This window comes from Rhodococcus rhodnii NBRC 100604 (assembly GCF_001894925.1).
Lineage (GTDB): Bacteria > Actinomycetota > Actinomycetes > Mycobacteriales > Mycobacteriaceae > Rhodococcus_F > Rhodococcus_F rhodnii.
Window position 1 is genome coordinate 1 of record NZ_BCXD01000009.1, and the last position, 18,858, is coordinate 18,858.

Below are 18,858 nucleotides of genomic sequence, written 5' to 3' on the forward strand. Positions count from 1 at the left end.
AGTTATGCGCAAGCGCACCCCGATCGTGTGCTCGGTCTCGTGCTCTGGGCGGTGTCCACCACCAGTCGAAGCGAAATCGACTGGATCACCGAAGGAATGGGACACATCTTCCCGGAGGCATGGGATCGATTCGCATCTTACGCAGAGCGAGCGGACATCGGGTACCGACGTGGCATCGATCGGCTCGTCGAGGCCTACGCCGATCTGGCGGCATCGCCGGATCCCATGATTCGTGACGCCGCCTCACACGAGTGGGCGTTGTGGGAGGACACCCATGTCTCGCTCGGTCGGGGATCCCTTGCCAGGGACCCGCGTTGGAACGACGATCGCTTCCGAATCGCCTTCGTGCGGCTGACGACGCACTATTGGTCGCACGATGGGTTTTGCACTCCACCGCTTCTCGACGGTATGGAACGGATGCGCGCTATCCCAGGCTTCCTCGTTCACGGTCGCCGCGACATTTCCTCGCCGTTGGACACCGCCTGGCGTCTGCACGGGGCATGGCCTTCGTCGACGCTCATGGTGGATGAGACGGGCGGCCACGGCACAGGTGAGGTCCCCGAGTATCGCCGCGCAGCTCATGCGGCGCTGCTCGACACTGCCGCCGGACGCTGAGATCCCGGGTCTCTCAGAGCATCTGTCGTACCCGGGCTGCTTCACGGATGAGGTGATCGCGTTCGGCTTCGCTCGTGGCGGCATCGGCCCCCGCCGCGTACAGATCCGCCGCCTGCTTGAGCTCTCCCACCCGCTCCAGCAGGTAGGCGCGCGCGGCGTCGTAGCGCGGAAGATCTGCAGAAACGGCGTCCAGTGCGGCGAGCCCCGCGCGAGCGCCGTCGGCTTCTCCCACCGCGACAGCGCGGTTGAGCTGCACCACAGGGCTCTTGGTGAGACGCAGCAGTTCGTCGTACCACTCGACGATCTGCGCCCAGTCGGTCTCGGCGGCGGTGGGCGCATCGGCGTGCAGCGCAGCGATCGCCGCCTGTGCCTGGTATTCGCCGAGTCGATCGCGGGCCAATGCCCTCTGCAGGATCGTCACGCCCTCGGCGATGAGCTCTGTGTCCCAACGATTTCGATCCTGACGAGAGAGCGGAACCAGCCTTCCGCTCGCATCCTCACGAGACGCACGGCGGGCGTGGTGGAGCAGCATCAGCGCCAGCAGTCCGGATGCCTCGGGGTCGTTCGCGGCCGCGGCGAGTTGCCGTGTCAGCCGGATCGCCTCGGCCGCGAGATCGACGCCCCCGCCGTAGCCTTCGTTGAACACCAGATACAGCACCCGCAGCACAGTGGCCGGATCGCCGGGCGTGTCGAGGCGCACCCCCGTGAGGCTCCGCTTGGCGCGGCTGATCCGTTGCGCCATCGTGGTTTCGGGGACGAGGTGTGCCGCGGCGATCTGACGCGTCGTCAGGCCTCCCACGGCTCGCAGCGTCAACGCGGTCGCAGCGGCCGGTGAGAGCGACGGGTGCGCACACAGGAAGTACAGCCACAGCGAGTCGTCCGCCGCGGGCACGGGACCACTGTGGGGTTCGCCCTCGACGACGAGTTCGCGTCCTCGCCGGGCCCCATCGGCCCGGACGGCGTCGACGAAGCGCCGCCACGCGACCGTCACGAGCCATGCCTTCTCGTCACGCGGCGGGTCGTCCGGCCAGGTGTCGAGTGCGCGAATCAGCGCTTCCTGCACGGCGTCCTCGGCCGACGCGAAATCCGCTCCGCGCCGGACGAGGACTCCGATGACGGCCGGGACGAGTCGCCGCAGGCTCTCGACGTTCACTCGGTGACGGTGGGCGGTTCGCCGAGCAGCGGTCTGAGTTCGAGCCATTCCCGGACCGGCTTGCCGCCGGCGCCGGGAGCTTCGGAGAGCTCCGCTGCGAGTTCGAGTGCTCGTTCGTAGGTGTCGACGTCGATCAGCATCCAGCCGGCGACGAGGTCCTTCGTCTCGGGAAACGGGCCGTCGGTGACCGGCGGGCGGCCGGGGCCGTCGGAGCGAACGAAGGTCCCACTCGGCGACAGGGCGCGACTGTCGACGTACTCGCCGCTCTCCTCGAGCCGCGCCGCGAAGTCGTTCATGTACCGGACATGCGCCGTGACCTCGTCGGGTTCCCATCGATCCATCGGGATGTCGTTGACGGACGCGGGCGCGCCGCGATAGTGCTTGAGCAGCAGATACTTCATCGTCTTCTCCTCGGCTCTGGTGACGCCCATTCTGGACGCCTCGGCGCCGGGTCCGCCGCGCTTCCGCCGCGGCGTCTCCCGGCATCTCTGGGACGGAACCGCTCGACGGTTCTCGACATCGGACTCGCCGCGCACCCGCATCGGTGCCGTGGACCGCAGCCGAGCACCGCGAATCGAGGAGTATCGATGGCCGCGACACCCACCCTCGCCGAGGATCTGCTGCTGCTTCTGTTCGATCCACGCTCCGGCACGATCGCGGGGGAGGGAACGCTGTTCTACACGCTCGGCGGCGCGATCCTCGCCGAGTTGGCTCGGAGCGGCAAGGTTACCGTCGAGGGGCGACGTGTCGCGACGGCGGACACGACGCCACCCGCAGATCCGTTCCTGGCCGAACAATGGGAGCGGATCGGCGCTCGCCCGCGGTCGGTGCAGACGGTGATCGCAGAGGTCGGCCCCCGGTTGCGGGCGCCCGTCCTCGACCGCCTCGTGGAGCGAGGCGACATCCGGCTGACGGCGATCAGCCGCGGGTGACGACGACCTTCCCTTGCACGCCCCCGGCCGTGAGCGCGGCGAGTGCGTCCGGAGTGCGTTCGAATGCGAACGAGGCGCCGACGACGGGACGGATGGCGCCCGACTCGATCAGCCGGGAGACCTCCGAGAGTTGTGCGCCGTCCGCGCGCATGAAGAGGAATCGGTAGTCGACGTCGCGCTTGCGTGCCTGTCGCCGCACCTTCGCGCTCATCGCAGAGATCGCCAGCCGCAGAAAAGGATTCATGCCCTGATCTTTCGCGAACTCGGGCGTCGGTGGCCCGACGAGGCCGACGACGGTGCCGCCCGGCGCGAGCACACGCAGCGACCGTTCGAGATTCTCGCCGCCGACGGTGTCGAGCACGACGTCGTAGTCGTGGAGCAGTTCGGCGAAGTCTTCGGTGCGGTGGTCGACCACGGTGATGCCGGGCACCAGCGAGTGCAGCAGATCGGCGTCGCCGGCGGTGGCCGTCGTCGCGACCTGTGCGCCGAGGTGTGCTGCGAGCTGGACGGCGCAGGTTCCGAAACCGCCCGCGCCGGCGTGGATCAGCACGCGATTTCCCGGTTGCACACGAGCGATCTCGACGAGAGCCTGCCACGAGGTCAGCCCGACGAGCGCGAGCGAGGCGGCTTCGGCGAACGTGACCGACGACGGCGTGTGTGCCAGATCGCGATGGTCGACCGCGATGCGCTCGGCGAAGGTGCCGACGCGATGGTCCCGGACCCGCGAGAACACGGCGTCCCCGACGGCGAATCCGGTGGCCTCGGGGCCGACGGCCGTCACGACGCCCGCGAGGTCGTGGCCGAGAGCGAACGGCGGCCGGTACGGGAGGATCTGCTTGAAACGGCCTTCCATGACCTTGACGTCGAGCGGATTGACGCTCGCGGCACGGATGTCGACCAGCACGTCGCGTGCTCCGACGGTGGGCTCGGGCACGTCGGCTTCGTGCAGGTCGCCGCCGTATCGGTCGATGACGAAGGCCTTCACGGGTGTCCTCTCGACGCGAACGGTGCTGTCGGAATCATTGTCGCTGCCGCGGCGGTGAGGCTCCCGGGTTTCGGCGAGCCTGGCACATGTACAACGATCGTTGTACGGTGGCGGCCATGTCCACGACGAGAACCGGCATCGTGTCGAGCGCCGAGCAGGTGTTCGACCGTCACGGGTTCGCGGCGACGGGGATGGACCGGCTCACCGAGGCCGCAGGCGTCTCCACGCGAACCCTGTACAAGCACGTCGGGAGCAAGACGGGTCTCGTCGCCGCCGTTCTGGAGGCGCGGGCGATCCGGTTCGCCGAACGCGTCGAGGGCGTGAGCAGCGTCGACGGCCTGTTCGCCGCCCTCGCCGAGTGGACCGCCGCCGAAGGCGCGCGGGGCTGCCTGTTCCTGCGTGCCCAGGGCGAGACCGGCGGTGAGACGCCCGAGGTCTCGGCCGTCGTCGACGGCTACCGGCGGCGACTGCGCGACGCGATCGCGCGGTTCGTCGCCACCGAGATCGGCCGCACCGACGATGCCCTCGCCGATCAGATCCTCGTGCTCTTCGAGGGCGCGACGTCGGCAGCCTCCTACCTCGGCACCGACGCGATCGACGCTGCGCGCCACGCGGCCGCCACCGTGGTGCGGGCCGAGCGCTGAGCTCGGCCACGCCACTCGAACGAACGGAGGAATCACCGAGAATGCATGTGCTGACAGTGTTTTCCCACCCGATCCCCGGCAGCTACCCCGCAGCAGTTCGGGACGCCTTCCACGAACCGATCCGCGCCGCCGGGCACACCGTCGACGTCCTCGACCTGCATGCCGAAGGCTTCGATCCGCGCTTCACCGAAGCCGATCACGCCCACTTCTGGGGAGGCCCGATACCGGACGGCATCGCCGAGATGCACCGCCGCGTCGAGGCCGCGGACCGTCTCGCGTTCGTCTTCCCCGTCTACTGGTGGGGGATGCCGGCGACCATGAAGGGCTGGATCGAGCGCGTCTTCACGGGCGGCTGGGCCTACCAGTACGGCACGGGCGTCGGGGATCGCGGAAAGGAACCGCTGAACGCGCTGCTGCCGAGCATTCCGACCGCCCTCCTCGGGGTCGGCGGTTCCAAGGAGCCGACCTACTCCAAGTACGGGTACGACGACGCGATGCGCACCCAGATCGACGTCGGCACGTTCGCGTATTGCGGCATCGACGACGTCGAGAGCCACCTGATCTTCGATGTCGAGGGCGACCACAACGCGCCGAACCGCGACGACGGACTGCGACACGCGCGCGAGATCGGTGCGGCGTTCGTGTCGCCCGATCGCGTCCCACGCCGCACGAAATCGGAGCACCTGGCGCGCCGCTCGTCCTGACCCGGCGGCGGGTGCCAGAATGCGCTGCGGGGGAGGTGGCGACGTGACGATCGTCTGGATCAACGGCCCGTTCGGCGCAGGGAAGACGACGGTGGCGCGGATCGTGCATGCGTCGGTCCCGGGCAGCGTGATCGTGGACCCGGAGCTGCTGGGCGGGTTTCTTCGCGACGTCCTGCAGGGCTCGAAGCCGGTGCACGACTTCCAGGACTGGCCCGCATGGCGGCGGCTCGTCGCCGGCGCGCTCGACGCCGTGGCCGGGGAGACGGACGCGCCGATCATCGTGCCGCAGACTGTGTCGTCGCGGGAGTACTGGCACGAGATCGTCGAGAATCTGAACGGCGATCGTCCGGTGCTGCCGATCGTGCTGCGGCTCACGAAGAACGTGCACGAACGGCGGGTCCTCGCCGATCGCGACGAGCCCGGCGCGGCGCGCTGGCGCCTGGCGAAGTTCGGTCGGTTCGTGCAGCAGTCGTGGATCGGCGACGAGTTCGAGCCGCTCGACTGCGACGACGCGGCCCCGGACGACATCGCGCGAATCATCCTGTCACGCCTGGAATCTGCTCAGCCGCGGTCGCGGTAGGAGTAGAAGCCCGGCGTGTGATCGACCCGCAAGCGGGTGAGGTTGCGGTAGCCGATGAGCCAGCGGCCGTCCACACGCCGGTACTCCTCGTGATAGTGGCCCCAGCCGTGCAGGGTCTGTTCGATCTCGCCGTCGGTCCACCACAGGTGGTCCTCCATCGCCCAGATGCCCGACGCGGTCGTCTCGGACGTGAAGGTGATCTCGGGGCTGTGGCCGTGGTGCGCGGACGTGACGTGGACCGGGCCGTCGAGAAACGTCCTGATCGCGGTCGTCAGTGCATCGGTGCCGACGACCGCGCCCGGACGTTCCGCGGGCGGAAGGTGGCTGTGATCCTCGCCTGAGAAGTCGAACGTCTCGCTCACGACGTCCTCGGTGTGGAGTTCGGGATAGCGATGCCACTGCTTGGTGTCCATGGCCCGCAGGCGCGCCGCGAACAGCGCTTCGATCTCGATGCGCCACGCGAGTTGTTCGGCCACGGGTACGGAGGCGAGAAACACGGTCACGAACGTCCTCCTGTCGGATGGGTCGCCTCAGGATGGGTGCTCGTTCAGCGCTGCGGGTCTCGGAGGTCCACTGGGTGAGAGCGCAGGACGGCCGACCGGCCGGTCGGCAGGGGTCGGTACGATGAGCGCCCTGACGTGAGCGAGAGGAGGTCCGCCGTGGCCGGACGCAGTGTCCCGGTGGTGATCCTCGCGGGCTTCCTCGGCGCGGGAAAGACGTCGATGCTCAACCATCTGCTGCGACGCAATCGCGGCGTGCGGATCGGTGTCGTCGTCAACGACTTCGGCGCGATCAACATCGATTCGATGATGGTGGCGGGCCAGGTCGACTCGATGGTGTCGCTGAGCAACGGCTGTCTGTGTTGCGCCGTCGACACCGAGGACATGGACGGGATGCTCGACCGGCTCGTGCGGCCCGATTCCGATCTCGACGTCGTGGTGATCGAGGCGAGCGGACTCGCGGAGCCGCACAACATGATCCGGCTCGTGCGGGCGAGCGAGAATCCTCGCGTCGCCTACGGCGGTACGGTCCTCGTCGTCGACGCCGCGGCCTTCGGGGACACGCTCGCCCAGCATCCCGAGATCGGCCGGCATGTCGGTCTCGCCGATCTCGTCGTCCTCAACAAGACGGATCTCGTCTCCGACGAGGTCGTGCTCGACATCCGGGAACTGCTCCGCGAGTTCAACTCTCGCGCCCCGGTGGTTCCGGTGTCGGAGGGCAGGCTCGACGCCGCGCTGCTGTTCGACGCTCAGCGGCCCACCGAACCGTCGCCAGGCGAACAGCTCACGCTCGACCGCCTTCTCGCCGAGGCAGACGATGCCGACGAGAGTCACGGTGCACATCACCATCTCCACGAGGGCTACACGGCGCTGGAGTTCACGTCCGACGCCCCGTTGAATCCGCGTGCGCTGGTGTCCCTCCTCGAGGACCGGCCCGAAGGCGTCTACCGCGCCAAGGGATTCGTGCATTTCGCGGTGCCGGGGCAGACGCGCAAGTTCGAGGTGCAGACGGTCGGTCCGCACATCCGGTTCGTGTCACGGCGCTGGGACGCCGGCGAGGAGCGCAGGACGCAACTCGTCGTCATCGGCGTCGGAGTGGACGAGCACGACGTCCTCACGCGCCTGCGTGGCTGCGTCGTGGGAGACGAGCCCGCCGACGAGAACGCGATGCTGGGCGTCCACCGCTACACCGTCGCGATGTAGCGGCGGACGCCGCGAGTATCAGCCCTGACGACCGCGGCGCGCGGGGGCGCCGGTGCGACGGCCACCGCCCGAGCGACCGGCGCGACGTGCGTCGGCCGAGCCGCCGGTGCGCGACGCGCCGCCGCGATGTCCGCCGTTCTCGCCCCGCCGGCCTTCGCTGCGGCCCGCTTCGCTCCGGCCACGTCCACGAGCACCCTCGCTGCGGGTCCCGCGGCCGCGGTTCGCACCACCGTCGGTCCGGCGCGCGCCGCGTCCCGACCCCGCCGGGGCGCGGCGTCCTGCCTCCGCGGGCTCCGGCACGGCGACCGGAGTGACACGGGGGGCCGTCTCACCGACGAGGTCGAGAACGTGCGTCGAACGGGCGTTGCTGTCGACCGGCTTCGCGGTGATCGAGGCCTTGCGCATGAGCACGGCCAGATCGCGACGCTGCTCGGGCAGCACGACGGTGACGACGTCGCCCGCACTTCCCGCGCGCGCCGTACGGCCCGAACGATGCAGGTACGCCTTGTGTTCGGCGGGCGGATCGACGTGGACGACGAGTTCGACGTCGTCGACGTGCACGCCGCGCGCCGCGACGTCCGTCGCCACGAGCACCCGGGCGTCGCCGCTCGAGAACGCCGCGAGATTCCGGTCACGGGCGTTCTGCGACAGATTGCCGTGCAGATCGACCGACGGGATTCCCGCCGCAGTGAGCTGCTTCGCGAGCCGCTTGGCGTGATGCTTGGTGCGCATGAACAGGATTCGGCGGCCCGTGCCGGACGCGAGCACCTCGATGAGCTGCTTCTTCGAGTCCGCACCGTCGACGGCGAAGATGTGGTGCGTCATCGCGGCCACCGGCGAGTGCGCGCCGTCGACCGAATGCGGGACGGGATCGGTGAGGAAGCGCTTGACGAGCTTGTCGACGCCACCGTCGAGGGTCGCCGAGAACAGCAGACGCTGCGTCGACGGGGGAGTGGCCGCGAGGATGCGGGTCACACCGGGCAGGAAGCCGAGATCGGCCATGTGATCGGCCTCGTCGAGGACCGACACCTCGACACCGCCGAGGTCGACGTACTGCTGGCGCATGAGGTCCTCGAGCCGGCCGGGGCAGGCGACGACGATGTCGACGCCCTTGGCGAGTGCGGCGGTCTGACGGTTCTGCGACACGCCACCGAAGATCGTCGTGATGCTGAGGTTCTCGGCGGCGGCGATGGGCTCGAGCGCCGCGGTGATCTGTGTCGCGAGCTCGCGGGTCGGCGACAGGACGAGAGCGCGCGGACGGCCTGCCCGGAGCCGGCGCGAGGGTGTCTCGGCGAGCCGCTGCACGAGCGGGATCGAGAACGCGAGCGTCTTGCCGCTGCCGGTGCGGCCACGGCCGAGGACGTCACGGCCCTGCAGCGAATCGGGGAGGGTGTCGCGCTGGATCGGGAAGGGTGCGGTGATGCCCGCGTTGGTGAGTGCGGTGGAGATGGCGGGACGTACGCCGAGATCGGCGAACGAGGGTGACGACACGGTGAAGCCTTTCGGTGGCACGGGGCGACGACGTGCGCTGCGCACGCGGTCCGGACGTGGTGGTCGCCGTAAGAGGTGCGCTTGATGCCCGAGAAGGCCGATGCGATCTACGACGCGCGGCGGCGCGAACGCCGACCGACCGTGCGAGTCTACCCGCTCCGTCAGAGTCCTACCCACTCGGATACGCCCGTAGCGAAATGCTGGCGCTTCCAGATGGGGACGTCGTGCTTGATGCGCTCGACGAGTTCCGAGCACGCCACGAACGCTTCGCGCCGGTGAGCGGCGGCGACGGCGACAACGATCGCGAGGTCGCCGATCGCGAGATCACCGACGCGGTGGACCGCGGCGACGGGCAGTCCCGACGCCGCCGAGACGTCGTCGCAGCACGCGGCGAGGAAGCGCTCGGCGTCCGGATGCGACGAGTACTCGAGTGCTCGGACGTCCCGGCCGTCGTCGTGATCGCGTACGACGCCCGTGAACGTCACGACGGCACCGAAATGCGCTCCGGCGACGGCGGAATCGACCCATGCGGGATCGAGGGGTTCGGACGAGATGCGGGCGAGACGGGTGTCGGGTGCGGCGTCGGTCATGCGTGCGCTCCTCCTCCTGCGATCTGCGCGACGACGTGGTCGAGGATGGGATCGAGTACCGCGAGGCCGTCCTTCACGCCACCGGGCGACCCGGGGAGATTGACGACGAACGTGCCCGCCGCGACGCCGGCGACACCGCGGCTGAGCACGGCGTGCGGCGTGGCGTGGGTGCCGCGCTCGCGGACGGCGTCGGCGACACCGATCATCTCGCGGTCGAGCACCGCGCGTGTCGCTTCGGGAGTCGCGTCGGTCGGGGAGACGCCGGTGCCGCCCGTCGTGACGAGGACGGCGGGACGGGTCGACAGCGCGTCCCGCAACCCGGCGGCGATGTCGGCGTCGGCGTAGACGAGCGGGCCGCGCACGTCGTAACCGCGTTCGGCGAGCCACGCGGCGATCCGGGGGCCGGTCGTGTCCTCGCGGGTGCCGCACGCCGAGCCGGTAGACGCGACGAGCACCGCGGCGGTGTTCGGGACTGCGCCCGTATCCGCCTCGTCGGACCGGCCCGACCGGGTCCAGTGCCCGCGCTTGCCGCCCGTCTTCTCCAGGAGCCGGACGTCGGTGAGGCTCGCGGCGGGATCCACGGCCTTGACCATGTCGTGCAGCGTGAGTCCCGCGACGGCGACGGCGGTGAGCGCCTCCATCTCGACGCCCGTCGCGCCTCGCGTCTTCGCTGTCGCCTCGATCGTGATGGCGTCGCCGTCGAGTCCGAAGGACACCTTCACCGACGACAGCGGCACCTGGTGGCACAGCGGGATCAGTTCGGACGTCTTCTTCGCCGCCGAGATTCCCGCGATGCGCGCGGTGGCGAGCACGTCGGCCTTGGGCATGTCGTCGGCACGCACGAGCGCGATCACCTCGGCGGTCGTGACGAGCCGGCCCGCCGCGAGCGCGACGCGATCGGTTTCCGGCTTCGCGCCGACGTCGACCATGCGTGCACGGCCCTCGCCGTCGAGATGAGTGAGGCTTCCGGGCAGGTCGGTCACGAGGACTCCTGACGTGTCGGGGACGGGACGGCCGGCGAGAGGGGGAGGACGGTGACGGACTCGCCCGCCGCGAGTTCGGTGGTGTCGGCGGGAACGTCGATGAGGACGTCCGCCCACGCCATCGCGGCGACGAGATGCGAGCTCGGCCCCGCGACCGTCTCGACGCGCCCGCCGCTCCAGCGGCCGCGCAGGAACTGCCGTTTGCCCGCGGGGGACCGCAGCGCGACGGCCAGCAGCGCGTGTCGCGGGTCGATCGGGGGGAGTCCCGCCGCCGCGCGCAGAACGGGCCGCGCGAACACGTCGAAGGACACGAGCGTGCTCACCGGGTTGCCGGGAAAGTTGAGGACGGGGACGCCGTCGATCATCCCGCTGCCCTGCGGACCACCGGGCTGCATCGCGACGTGCCCGAACCACGATCCGCGCGGCGCGAGCGAGTCCTTGACGACCTCGAAATCGCCCATCGAGACGCCGCCCGACGTGAGAACCAGATCCGCCGACCGGGTCGCTTCGGCGAGCAGGGCCGCGAACTCGGCCGGTTCGTCGCTGCTGCGGGTCTGCAGCACCACCTCGCCGCCGTTCGCGAGGACGCTCGCGGCGAGTGCGGTGCCGTTCGAGTCGTAGATCTCGCCGGGCCCGAGCGTGGTGCCGGCGGGGACGAGTTCGGCACCCGTCGTGAGCACCGCGACGCGTGGCCGCCGCAGCACCGCGACGGTGCTCAGCCCGACCGCCGCGAGCAGGGCGACGTGACGCGGCTCCAGCAGCGTGCCCGCGGGCAGGAGCACCGTTCCGGCCGTGACGTCGCTGCCCCGTTCGCGGACGAACTCGCCCTCGGCGCGTCCGCGCAGGATCTCGACGGCGTCGCCCGCGCGATGCGTGTCCTCGACCGGGATCACGGCGTCGGCGCCGTCGGGCAGCACGCCACCCGTCATGATCCGGATCGCGGTGCCCGGAGCCAGCGACAGCGGAGCGCCCGGCCCGGCGGGCACGACGTCCGTGCTCGGCAGCGTCACGGGGGCGTCCGCCACCGACGCCGCGGTCACGGCGTAACCGTCCATCTGCGAGTTGCGGAACGGCGGCAGGTCGATCGAGGCGACGACGTCGGTGGCCGTCGCGCGCCCGAGCGCGGCAGTGAGCCGTACGTCGTCGTGGCCGAGCTCGGTGAGCCCCGCCAGCAGTTCCGTCACGTGTTCGGCGTGCTCGGCGACGGTCCGCCGCTCGTCGTGCTGTGCGCTCACGTCGTCCTTCGGTGTCGAGTGTCTGCCGTGCCACCCGATCCTAGAGCGACGGGGCCGCCTGTACTCGCGACGGCGAGCGCCCGGGCCTGCATACTGGGACGCATGAAGGAGCGAGTCCCACGGTGACGTCGGTATCACTCGGAGTGCCCGCCGTGCGCGCTGCGGCGTCCCTGGACGGGCGGCCCGACACCCCCGAACTGGTCGACCGGTTCGGGCGGATCGCGCGCGATCTGCGGGTGTCGATCACCGAGAAGTGCTCGCTGCGCTGCACGTACTGCATGCCCGAGGAGGGCCTGCCGCCGATCCCCGCGCAGAATCTCCTGGACGCCGACGAGATCGTGCGGCTCGTGCGTATCGCCGTCCATGAACTGGGAGTTCGCGAGGTCCGGTTCACCGGCGGCGAGCCGCTCATGCGGGCGGATCTCGAGCGCATTCTCGCCGGCTGCGTCCGTGAGGTCCCCGGCATTCCGCTCGCGATGACGACGAACGCCGTCGGCCTCGAGCATCGGGCGCAGCGGCTCGCGGAGGCGGGGCTCACCCGCGTCAACGTCTCGCTCGACTCGATCGATCGCGAACACTTCGCGCGGCTGACCCGTCGCGATCGGCTGCCGTCCGTGCTCGCGGGCATTCGCGCGGCGGCCGAGGCCGGGCTCGCCCCCCTCAAGGTCAACGCCGTCCTCATGCCGGAGACGGTCGCGGGCGCGGCCGATCTGCTCGAATGGTGCGTCGCGGAGGGCGCGCAGTTGCGGTTCATCGAGGAGATGCCGCTCGACGCCGATCACGAGTGGGCGCGCGCGAACATGGTCACCGCCGAGCAGCTTCTCGGTGTGCTGGGCGCCCGCTTCGATCTCACGGAGGCGGGCCGGGAGGATCCGTCGGCGCCCGCCGAGACGTGGCTCGTCGACGGCGGTCCCGCGACGGTCGGGATCATCGCGTCCGTGACGCGCTCGTTCTGCTCCGACTGCGATCGCACGCGGCTCACCGCGGAGGGCACCGTGCGGTCGTGCCTGTTCAGCGACAGCGAAGTGGACCTGCGCGCCGCGCTTCGCGGTGGCGCGACCGATCACGACCTCGCGCAGCTGTGGCGCGGAGCGATGTGGAACAAGTGGGCCGGACACGGCATCGACGCGGCGGACTTCACTCCGCCCGAACGCAGCATGGGAGCGATCGGTGGCTGACACGACTGCAGTGCAGGTGCGGTACTTCGCCGCCGCGTCGGACGCCGCGGGCTGCGTCAAGGAGACGCTCGATCTGCCCGCCGGCGCGAGTCTCGCAGACCTCGAGTCCGTGATCGTCGAGCGCCACGGCGACCGGATGCGACGCGTCCTGTCCGTCGCGGCGTTCCTCGTCGAGGACGACCTCACCCGCGACCGGACGGTACTCGCCGGGCCCGCCGTCGACGTCCTGCCGCCGTTCGCCGGCGGCTGAGCCGCCTCAGCGCGCGAGGTATCGCAACGCCGACTCCGCGGCGTTGAATCCGCACATGCCGTGGGTGCCCGCGCCCGGCGGTGTCGAGGCCGAGCACAGATAGGCGCCGGGCACACCGAGTGAATACGGGTCGAGTGCGAGCCGTGGCCGCACGAGCGTCCGGAGTCCGGCCGTCGCACCACCGACGATGTCGCCTCCGACGAGAGCGGGGTTCTCGCGTTCGAGTTCGGCGGGAGCCGTCGTCCGGACCGCCAGAACGCGCTCGCGGAATCCGGGGGCGAAGCGTTCGATCTGTGCCGTGACGGCCTCGGTGGCGTCACCGTCGTAGCCCGTCGGCACGTGGGCGTACGCGTAGAGGGGATGGGCGTCGCCGTGCGACCGGGTCGGGTCGGCCACGTACTGCTGCCCGACGAGTACGAAGGGACGCTCCGGCATCACCCCGCGTGCGGTACTGCGCAGCGTTCCCGCGATCTCCGCGAACGTCCCGCCGAGGTGCACCGTCCCCGCGCGCGCGAGGTCGCGGTCCGTCCAGGGGACGCCCGAGGCGACGGCGTAGTCCACCCGGAAGGCCGCGGGGCCGGGCCGCCACGCGCGCATCGCCCGTGCGATCCGGCGGGGCAGCGCGTCGCCGTAGATCTCCGCCGCGGCGGTTGGTGCGGTGTCGAGCAGAACGACATCGGCAGGCGGCAGTTCGCGACGGTCGCGAATCCTGCGCCCCGTCTCGATCCGTCCGCCCGCGGCGCGCAACTCCGCCACGAGCGCCGCGACGAGCGCACCGGACCCGCCCTCGGCTACAGGCCAGCCGTGGCGGTGGCCGGCGGCGGCGATCGCGAGCCCCGCCGCACCCGACGCGAGCGCCGTCGTCGGAGCGAAGCCGTGGGCCGCGAGGCCGCCGAACAGTCCGCGAGCACGCTCGGTGCGCAACACCGTCGCGGTGACGGCCGCGGGGGTGAGAGCGCGAATCCCGAACCGGGCCAACGACACCGGATGCCGGGGAACGTGGAGGACCGGCCGCAGGATCTCGGGCGCGAGCCGGTCGAGGTCGGCCGCCGCGGGGCCCACGAGACGACGCCAGCGGCTCCCGTCGGGGCCGAGTCCCCGTGCGGTCGCCGCGATCGAGCGATACAGCAACGCGGGCGGTGCGTCGTCGAAGGGATGCGCGCAGTCGACCTCGGCGGTGCGCCACCGAAGTCCGTGACGGGCGAGATCGAGCGTGCGCAGAAACGGTGACGCCGTCGCGAGCGGATGCATCGCCGAGCAGTGATCGTGGACGAGCCCGGGGAGCGTCGCCTCGGTGGAGCGCGCACCGCCGCCGATCGTCTCGGCGGCCTCGAGCACCGTCACGGCGACGCCGCTGCGCGCGAGATGCACCGCGGCAGCGAGCCCGTTGGGGCCACTGCCGACGACGACCGCGGTGCTCACGTCGGTCGCGTCACCGTGTGCACCTCACTCGCGCCACCACGTGTCGAGCGGCGCAGCGGGGACGGTGCGCTTGTGCCGCGTCGCGCGGAACATGCCCTCGATCTTCTCCGCCACCTCCGGCTCGACGTCCGCGCCTTCGAGATAGTCGTCGATCTCCTCGTAGCGCACGCCGAGTGCTTCTTCGTCGGGCAGCGCGGGACGGCCGTCCTCGAGATCGGCCGTGGGCACCTTCTTCCACGTGCTCTCCGGTGCGCCGAGTTCGCGCAGTAGCGCGGCACCCTGACGTTTCGTGAGGCCCGTGAGCGGGGTGAGGTCGACGCCGCCGTCGCCGTACTTGGTGAAGAACCCGGTGACGGCCTCGGCGGCATGATCGGTGCCGACGACGAGAAAGCCCAGCTGTCCGGCGATCGCGTATTGCAGCACCATCCGCTCGCGCGCCTTGATGTTGCCGCGCACGAAGTCGCGCAGCCGGCCGGTGTGGCCGAAGACGTCCTCGAGCGCCCTCGCTGCTTCGGCGGCCGTCGCGTCGGCACCGGGCGCGACGTCCACGACGATCGAGCGGTCGGGCTCGATGAACGACAGCGCGACCTGCGCGTCGTCCTCGTCCGACTGCGACCCGTAGGGCAGCCGGACCCCGAGGAACGACGCCTCGCCTCCCTCTTGCCGGAGCGAGTCGACGGCGAGCTGGCACAGCCGGCCCGCGAGCGTCGAGTCCTGGCCGCCGCTGATGCCGAGGACGAGCCCCTTCGCACCGGTCGTGCGCAGGTACTCCTTGAGGAATCGCACGCGATCCTGGATCTCCTCGGCGGGGTCGATGGACGCCTTCACCGCCAGTTCGTCGATGATCTCGGCACGCAGAGTCGTCATGATCCCGACTCTAGCGAGCGAGATCGCGCGCCGCAGAAGGTACGTTCGGCGCCATGACGCGACGCGATGTGCTGGTGGTGAGTGCGACAGCCGCCGAGGCCGCCCACGTTCCGGACGGCTACGACGTCCTCGTCACGGGCATCGGCAAGGTCGCGTCGGCGAGTGCCGTCGCCGCCGCCCTCGCGTCGCGAGACACCCCACCCGAGTGGGTCGTCAACATCGGCACCGTGGGCGCGCTGCACGCGCACCACTCCGGCATGTTCGTGCCGTCGCGTGTGCTCAACCACGACATCAGCGCGGACGTCCTGCGCTCGATGGGATACGACGCGCAGGACACGCTCGACGTCGCCGGCGGCGACGGCTCGGTGCTCGCGACCGGTGACGTGTTCGTGTCGGAGGCCGCGGTGCGCGACGAACTCGCGCGTCGCGCGGATCTCGTCGACATGGAGGGATTCGCGATCGCGTGGGCGTGTGCGCGGGCGAGTGTTCCGTGCCGGCTCGTCAAGCACGTCAGCGACGGCGCCGACGAATCGGCGCTCTCGTGGGCGCAGGTGGTCGATGCGAGCGCGGGCGAACTCGCGCGGTGGCTCACCGGTCGGTTCGGCTAGAGCGGCCACGCCCGGAGTTCGAAGCCGAGGCCGCGATCGTTGACCCAGTGCGCGCTGGTGCCCTCCACCGTCACGGTGACGTGACCGGCGAGGGCATCGAGGACGGCGCGCTCGAGTTCGGCGAGTTCGGGCGGGCACGGCTCGTCCGTGGTGATGGCGTCGCCGACGACCATGCCCGTGTCGCCGATCTCGGCGTCGGCCCGGAGCCGGTGACATCCCGTACTCCCGGTGACGGTCCCGTCCGTCGAGACCGTGATCTCGGGTGGCGACGTCTCGAGGGCGACCGATCTCGTCACGGCGTCGGGCGACGTGAGCGCGGTGACGATCCAGCGGGTGCCGGTGACGGAGCGGTCCGGCTCGGGCGGTGGCTCGGCGAGATGGACGGCGGTGCCCGGGGCGGTGAGGGTGAGCGTGTCGCCGGTCAGCGACCACGACGGCTGCGCGTCGAAGAGGGCCGTCAGCCAGTGATCGGCATCGGCCCGCTCGCCCTGGCACGCCATCATCGTCATCGCGAACGGGCGGGTGGCGAGGCGCCCTTCGGAGAAGTCGACGGGCGCGGAGCCACGGTTGCAGCCCGCGTCGGCGGCGAGCCTGCCGTCGTCGCCGAAGGTGAGCGTCAGCGGCCCGCCGCCCGGAATCGGGTCGCCGTCCACCGCGGTGGACACGAAGGTCCGACCCGTCGGGTCGGGCGGGCTCGCGTCGCTGTTGGCGACGCACGCGGTCACCGTGCCGGCGACGACGAGCGTCGACAGCACGAAGGCGATACGCAGCGGGCGCATGGAGCCGAAGGTAAGCCGCGAACGCGGCGAACAGGGCGGGTCGCACCCAATCGTTACTGCTCGTTTGCAGCGTCGATGCCCACGGTGGTGCGCGGTTCCGGGGAGCCGGCGACGCGCTGCACCAGGTCCGCCCAGCCCTGTGCGATGCGGTCGAGCGGGATCCCGCGTTCGCGCAGTTGGTGCATGACGAGCGCGGCGTCGAGCGGCGCGAGCAGGGATTCGGCGAGCAGGTGCAGGTCGCCGCGGACGCCCGCGGAGGCGAGCAGCATGCGTACGTGGGTCAGGGCGACGAAGCGGGCGGGAACGGCGAACCGGTCGGTGGGCGACTCGTCGGCTTCGAGGACCACCTCGCCCTGGACGTCGATGACGGCGAGGCGCGCGCGGCCGAACGCGACGAGGCGGTCGAGGGGCGGGGCCCCGGGGCCGAGCGGCGGCGGCCCGGTGAGGAACGCTTCCTGGAGGTCTGTCTCCGTCTGATCGAGGAGGGCGCGCATGAGCCCGGCGCGATTGCCGAAGCGGCGAAAGACTGTGCCTTTGCCCACACCTGCGCGGGCGGCGACGGCGTCCATCGTCACGGCACACGCACCGAGTTCGGTGACGAGCGCGGCGGCGGCGTCCAGCAACAGCCTGCGGTTTCGTGCGGCATCGCCTCGTTCGCGCGGTGCTGGAGCGCCGAGGGAGATGTTGTCGAGAGACACGCCGACATCTTACCGCGTCGGACGTACATGTGGACCACAGTCCGGTTCGGGACTACATTCGCGGTGCACAGCTCGACTATCGAAGGACTCGTCACACATGGCCAACAACATCCTCGTTCTCGTGGGCAGCCTCCGCACCGAGTCGATCAACCGCAAGCTCGCGGAGATCGCCGGCGCAACGCACCTCGAGGACGCCGACCTCACGATCCACGAGGGTCTCGCGGACCTGCCGTTCTACAACGAAGACCTCGACGTCGAGGGCGCCGACCTTCCGGCCGTGCGCGCGCTGCGTGCCGCCGGCGGCGAGGCCGACGGCTTCCTGCTCGTGACGCCCGAGTACAACGGCACCATCCCGGCCGTGCTCAAGAACGCCATCGACTGGCTCTCGCGGCCCTACGGCGCGGGCGCGATCAAGGACAAGCCGGTCGCGATCATCAGTTCGTCGATCAGCCCCAACGCCGCGAAGTGGGCGCACGACGACACCGTCAAGGCCGTCGGCATCGCGGGTGGCAAGGTCGTCGAGGACGCGAGCTTGTCGATCGGCGAGACGATGGGCAAGTTCGCCGAGACCCACCCGCGTGACGACGCTCAGGTCGTCGGTGAGGTCGAGGCGGTCGTGCGCAGCCTCGTCGAGGCGACGGGTCAGCTCGCCACCGTCTGACCCGCAGCTCTCCTCGACGCCGCCGGTGCACAGTGCACCGGCGGCGTCGTCGTGTTCGGGGGCGGGGTGGCCGTGGTGACGGGCGCGGACGACGGAATCTCACGGCTCGATCGGGCGTTGAAGAGGTACCGTTCGACGGCTCTGGCAACCCACTGGTTACTTCCGGGTCCGCGACACGCCGACGGGCTGCGACACGCCACGAATCGGTGAGCCCGCGCACAGGCCTCGACCTGGGGTTCGTGGCGTTCTCGCAGGACTCCGGGTGGTGAAATTTCACGATTGTCGTTCACAACATCATGGGTTTCGGTAAAAGCGTCGGCCACTAGGTGTAGTGTCTGGGACACCGACAGACCACAAGGGCTTCGACGGACACCGAACGGCGAGGCCGAGGCGGCGGGCCAGCGAAAACCGGCCGATCGGGGCGCCGAGCACAGCACTCGGAGCAGACAGCACAGAGTTCGTCAGCTGCGTCAGGCAGGGGAGAGAGGCACACCATGAGCATCACCGTCTACACCAAGCCCGCGTGCGTCCAGTGCAATGCCACCTACAAGGCCCTCGACAAGGCCGGCATCGAGTACACCTCCATCGACATCTCGCAGGACGACGAGGCCCGTGACTACGTCATGGCGCTCGGGTACCTGCAGGCGCCCGTCGTCGTCGCCGGTGACGATCACTGGTCGGGCTTCCGTCCCGATCGCATCAAGGCGCTCACGGTCGCCGCTGCCTGAACGGCAGGCGAGCCCACTCGAGCGGGCGACCGGCCCGGTACGGCGGCGGCGG

General features: G+C 70.5%; 23 protein-coding genes. 11 read left to right on the top strand and 12 right to left on the bottom strand.

What is annotated here, in order from left to right; genetic code table 11:
- On the top strand, positions 1–615 hold a 615-nt coding region (locus tag RR1_RS07835), incomplete at its 5' end, for an alpha/beta hydrolase family protein (protein ID WP_218017475.1).
- A gap of 13 nt (positions 616–628) precedes the next feature.
- Here the strand turns inward: RR1_RS07835 and RR1_RS07840 are convergent.
- Together RR1_RS07840 and RR1_RS07845 are read right to left on the bottom strand one after the other, a co-directional pair.
- On the bottom strand, positions 629–1,768 hold the full coding sequence (locus RR1_RS07840) for an RNA polymerase sigma factor (protein WP_010837176.1): 1,140 nt from the start codon (positions 1,766–1,768) through the stop codon (positions 629–631).
- A complete protein-coding gene (locus RR1_RS07845) occupies positions 1,765–2,199 on the bottom strand; it encodes a YciI family protein (RefSeq protein WP_010837177.1) in 435 nt (144 codons plus the stop codon). Before RR1_RS07845 ends, RR1_RS07840 begins: the two co-directional genes overlap by 4 nt.
- A gap of 156 nt (positions 2,200–2,355) precedes the next feature.
- On the opposite strand from RR1_RS07845, the gene RR1_RS07850 reads away from it, so the two are divergent.
- Positions 2,356–2,700 carry a GOLPH3/VPS74 family protein gene (locus tag RR1_RS07850; protein WP_010837178.1) on the top strand — a complete coding sequence of 115 codons (345 nt, stop codon included), beginning with the start codon at positions 2,356–2,358 and terminating at the stop codon, positions 2,698–2,700.
- Here the strand turns inward: RR1_RS07850 and RR1_RS07855 are convergent.
- Positions 2,687–3,685 carry an NADP-dependent oxidoreductase gene (locus RR1_RS07855; protein WP_010837179.1) on the bottom strand — a complete coding sequence of 333 codons (999 nt, stop codon included), beginning with the start codon at positions 3,683–3,685 and terminating at the stop codon, positions 2,687–2,689. The two genes, RR1_RS07850 and RR1_RS07855, sit on opposite strands and share 14 nt — an antisense overlap.
- A 116-nt stretch (positions 3,686–3,801) precedes the next feature.
- Here RR1_RS07855 and RR1_RS07860 point away from each other — a divergent pair, with 116 nt between their 5' ends.
- The 3 genes from RR1_RS07860 to RR1_RS07870 are packed head-to-tail and all read left to right on the top strand — an operon-like array spanning position 3,802 to position 5,613.
- Positions 3,802–4,329, top strand: a complete 528-nt coding sequence (locus RR1_RS07860) for a TetR/AcrR family transcriptional regulator (RefSeq protein WP_040772402.1) — start codon at positions 3,802–3,804, stop codon at positions 4,327–4,329.
- A 41-nt stretch (positions 4,330–4,370) separates the two neighbouring features.
- Positions 4,371–5,033: an NAD(P)H-dependent oxidoreductase gene (locus RR1_RS07865; protein ID WP_010837181.1), complete on the top strand. Its 663-nt coding sequence runs from the start codon at positions 4,371–4,373 to the stop codon at positions 5,031–5,033.
- Between the two features lie 43 nt (positions 5,034–5,076).
- The gene (locus RR1_RS07870) at positions 5,077–5,613 is read left to right on the top strand and encodes a P-loop NTPase family protein (protein WP_010837182.1); all 537 of its coding nucleotides are present in this window, start codon (positions 5,077–5,079) and stop codon (positions 5,611–5,613) included.
- On the opposite strand, the gene RR1_RS07875 is transcribed toward RR1_RS07870, so the two are convergent.
- Positions 5,595–6,116 carry a nuclear transport factor 2 family protein gene (locus tag RR1_RS07875; protein ID WP_010837183.1) on the bottom strand — a complete coding sequence of 174 codons (522 nt, stop codon included), beginning with the start codon at positions 6,114–6,116 and terminating at the stop codon, positions 5,595–5,597. The two genes, RR1_RS07870 and RR1_RS07875, sit on opposite strands and share 19 nt — an antisense overlap.
- Before the next feature lie 156 nt (positions 6,117–6,272).
- Here RR1_RS07875 and RR1_RS07880 point away from each other — a divergent pair, with 156 nt between their 5' ends.
- A complete protein-coding gene (locus RR1_RS07880; RefSeq protein WP_010837184.1) occupies positions 6,273–7,316 on the top strand; it encodes a CobW family GTP-binding protein in 1,044 nt (347 codons plus the stop codon).
- An 18-nt stretch (positions 7,317–7,334) separates the two neighbouring features.
- Here the strand turns inward: RR1_RS07880 and RR1_RS07885 are convergent, their stop codons facing one another.
- The 4 genes from RR1_RS07885 to RR1_RS07900 all read right to left on the bottom strand — a co-directional run bounded on the left by RR1_RS07885 (position 7,335) and on the right by RR1_RS07900 (position 11,615).
- Positions 7,335–8,807, bottom strand: a complete 1,473-nt coding sequence (locus tag RR1_RS07885; protein ID WP_072713617.1) for a DEAD/DEAH box helicase — start codon at positions 8,805–8,807, stop codon at positions 7,335–7,337.
- A 161-nt stretch (positions 8,808–8,968) separates the two neighbouring features.
- Complete coding sequence (locus RR1_RS07890) at positions 8,969–9,397, bottom strand: molybdenum cofactor biosynthesis protein MoaE (RefSeq protein ID WP_010838404.1); 429 nt, start codon at positions 9,395–9,397, stop codon at positions 8,969–8,971.
- Positions 9,394–10,326 carry a bifunctional molybdenum cofactor biosynthesis protein MoaC/MoaB gene (moaCB, locus tag RR1_RS07895; RefSeq protein WP_051111176.1) on the bottom strand — a complete coding sequence of 311 codons (933 nt, stop codon included), beginning with the start codon at positions 10,324–10,326 and terminating at the stop codon, positions 9,394–9,396. The genes RR1_RS07890 and moaCB overlap by 4 nt, the downstream gene beginning before the upstream one ends.
- A gap of 50 nt (positions 10,327–10,376) precedes the next feature.
- Positions 10,377–11,615 (bottom strand): molybdopterin molybdotransferase MoeA, encoded by a 1,239-nt coding sequence (locus tag RR1_RS07900; RefSeq protein WP_010838406.1) that lies wholly within the window; start codon positions 11,613–11,615, stop codon positions 10,377–10,379.
- A 122-nt stretch (positions 11,616–11,737) separates the two neighbouring features.
- Between RR1_RS07900 and moaA the strand changes: the two genes are divergently transcribed.
- Complete coding sequence (gene moaA / locus RR1_RS07905; RefSeq protein ID WP_010838407.1) at positions 11,738–12,793, top strand: GTP 3',8-cyclase MoaA; 1,056 nt, start codon at positions 11,738–11,740, stop codon at positions 12,791–12,793.
- Positions 12,786–13,043 (top strand): MoaD/ThiS family protein, encoded by a 258-nt coding sequence (locus tag RR1_RS07910; RefSeq protein ID WP_040773411.1) that lies wholly within the window; start codon positions 12,786–12,788, stop codon positions 13,041–13,043. The genes moaA and RR1_RS07910 overlap by 8 nt, the downstream gene beginning before the upstream one ends.
- 6 nt (positions 13,044–13,049) lie before the next feature.
- On the opposite strand, the gene RR1_RS07915 is transcribed toward RR1_RS07910, so the two are convergent.
- Together RR1_RS07915 and nadE are read right to left on the bottom strand one after the other, a co-directional pair.
- The gene (locus RR1_RS07915; protein ID WP_010838409.1) at positions 13,050–14,465 is read right to left on the bottom strand and encodes a phytoene desaturase family protein; all 1,416 of its coding nucleotides are present in this window, start codon (positions 14,463–14,465) and stop codon (positions 13,050–13,052) included.
- 24 nt (positions 14,466–14,489) lie between these two features.
- Complete coding sequence (nadE, locus tag RR1_RS07920; RefSeq protein WP_010838410.1) at positions 14,490–15,332, bottom strand: NAD(+) synthase; 843 nt, start codon at positions 15,330–15,332, stop codon at positions 14,490–14,492.
- Positions 15,333–15,385: 53 nt separating this feature from the next.
- Here nadE and RR1_RS07925 point away from each other — a divergent pair, with 53 nt between their 5' ends.
- Positions 15,386–15,940, top strand: coding sequence for a nucleosidase (locus RR1_RS07925; protein WP_010838411.1), 555 nt, complete (start codon positions 15,386–15,388; stop codon positions 15,938–15,940).
- Here RR1_RS07925 and RR1_RS07930 read toward each other — a convergent pair.
- Both RR1_RS07930 and RR1_RS07935 read right to left on the bottom strand, forming a co-directional pair.
- Positions 15,937–16,719: an META domain-containing protein gene (locus tag RR1_RS07930; protein ID WP_010838412.1), complete on the bottom strand. Its 783-nt coding sequence runs from the start codon at positions 16,717–16,719 to the stop codon at positions 15,937–15,939. The genes RR1_RS07925 and RR1_RS07930 overlap by 4 nt on opposite strands.
- Positions 16,720–16,772: 53 nt before the next feature.
- Positions 16,773–17,417, bottom strand: coding sequence for a TetR/AcrR family transcriptional regulator (locus RR1_RS07935; protein WP_010838413.1), 645 nt, complete (start codon positions 17,415–17,417; stop codon positions 16,773–16,775).
- Between the two features lie 97 nt (positions 17,418–17,514).
- Here RR1_RS07935 and RR1_RS07940 point away from each other — a divergent pair, with 97 nt between their 5' ends.
- Both RR1_RS07940 and nrdH read left to right on the top strand, forming a co-directional pair.
- A complete protein-coding gene (locus RR1_RS07940) occupies positions 17,515–18,078 on the top strand; it encodes an NAD(P)H-dependent oxidoreductase (RefSeq protein ID WP_010838414.1) in 564 nt (187 codons plus the stop codon).
- 494 nt (positions 18,079–18,572) lie between these two features.
- A complete protein-coding gene (nrdH, locus tag RR1_RS07945) occupies positions 18,573–18,806 on the top strand; it encodes a glutaredoxin-like protein NrdH (RefSeq protein ID WP_010838416.1) in 234 nt (77 codons plus the stop codon).
- Positions 18,807–18,858 lie beyond the last annotated feature (52 nt).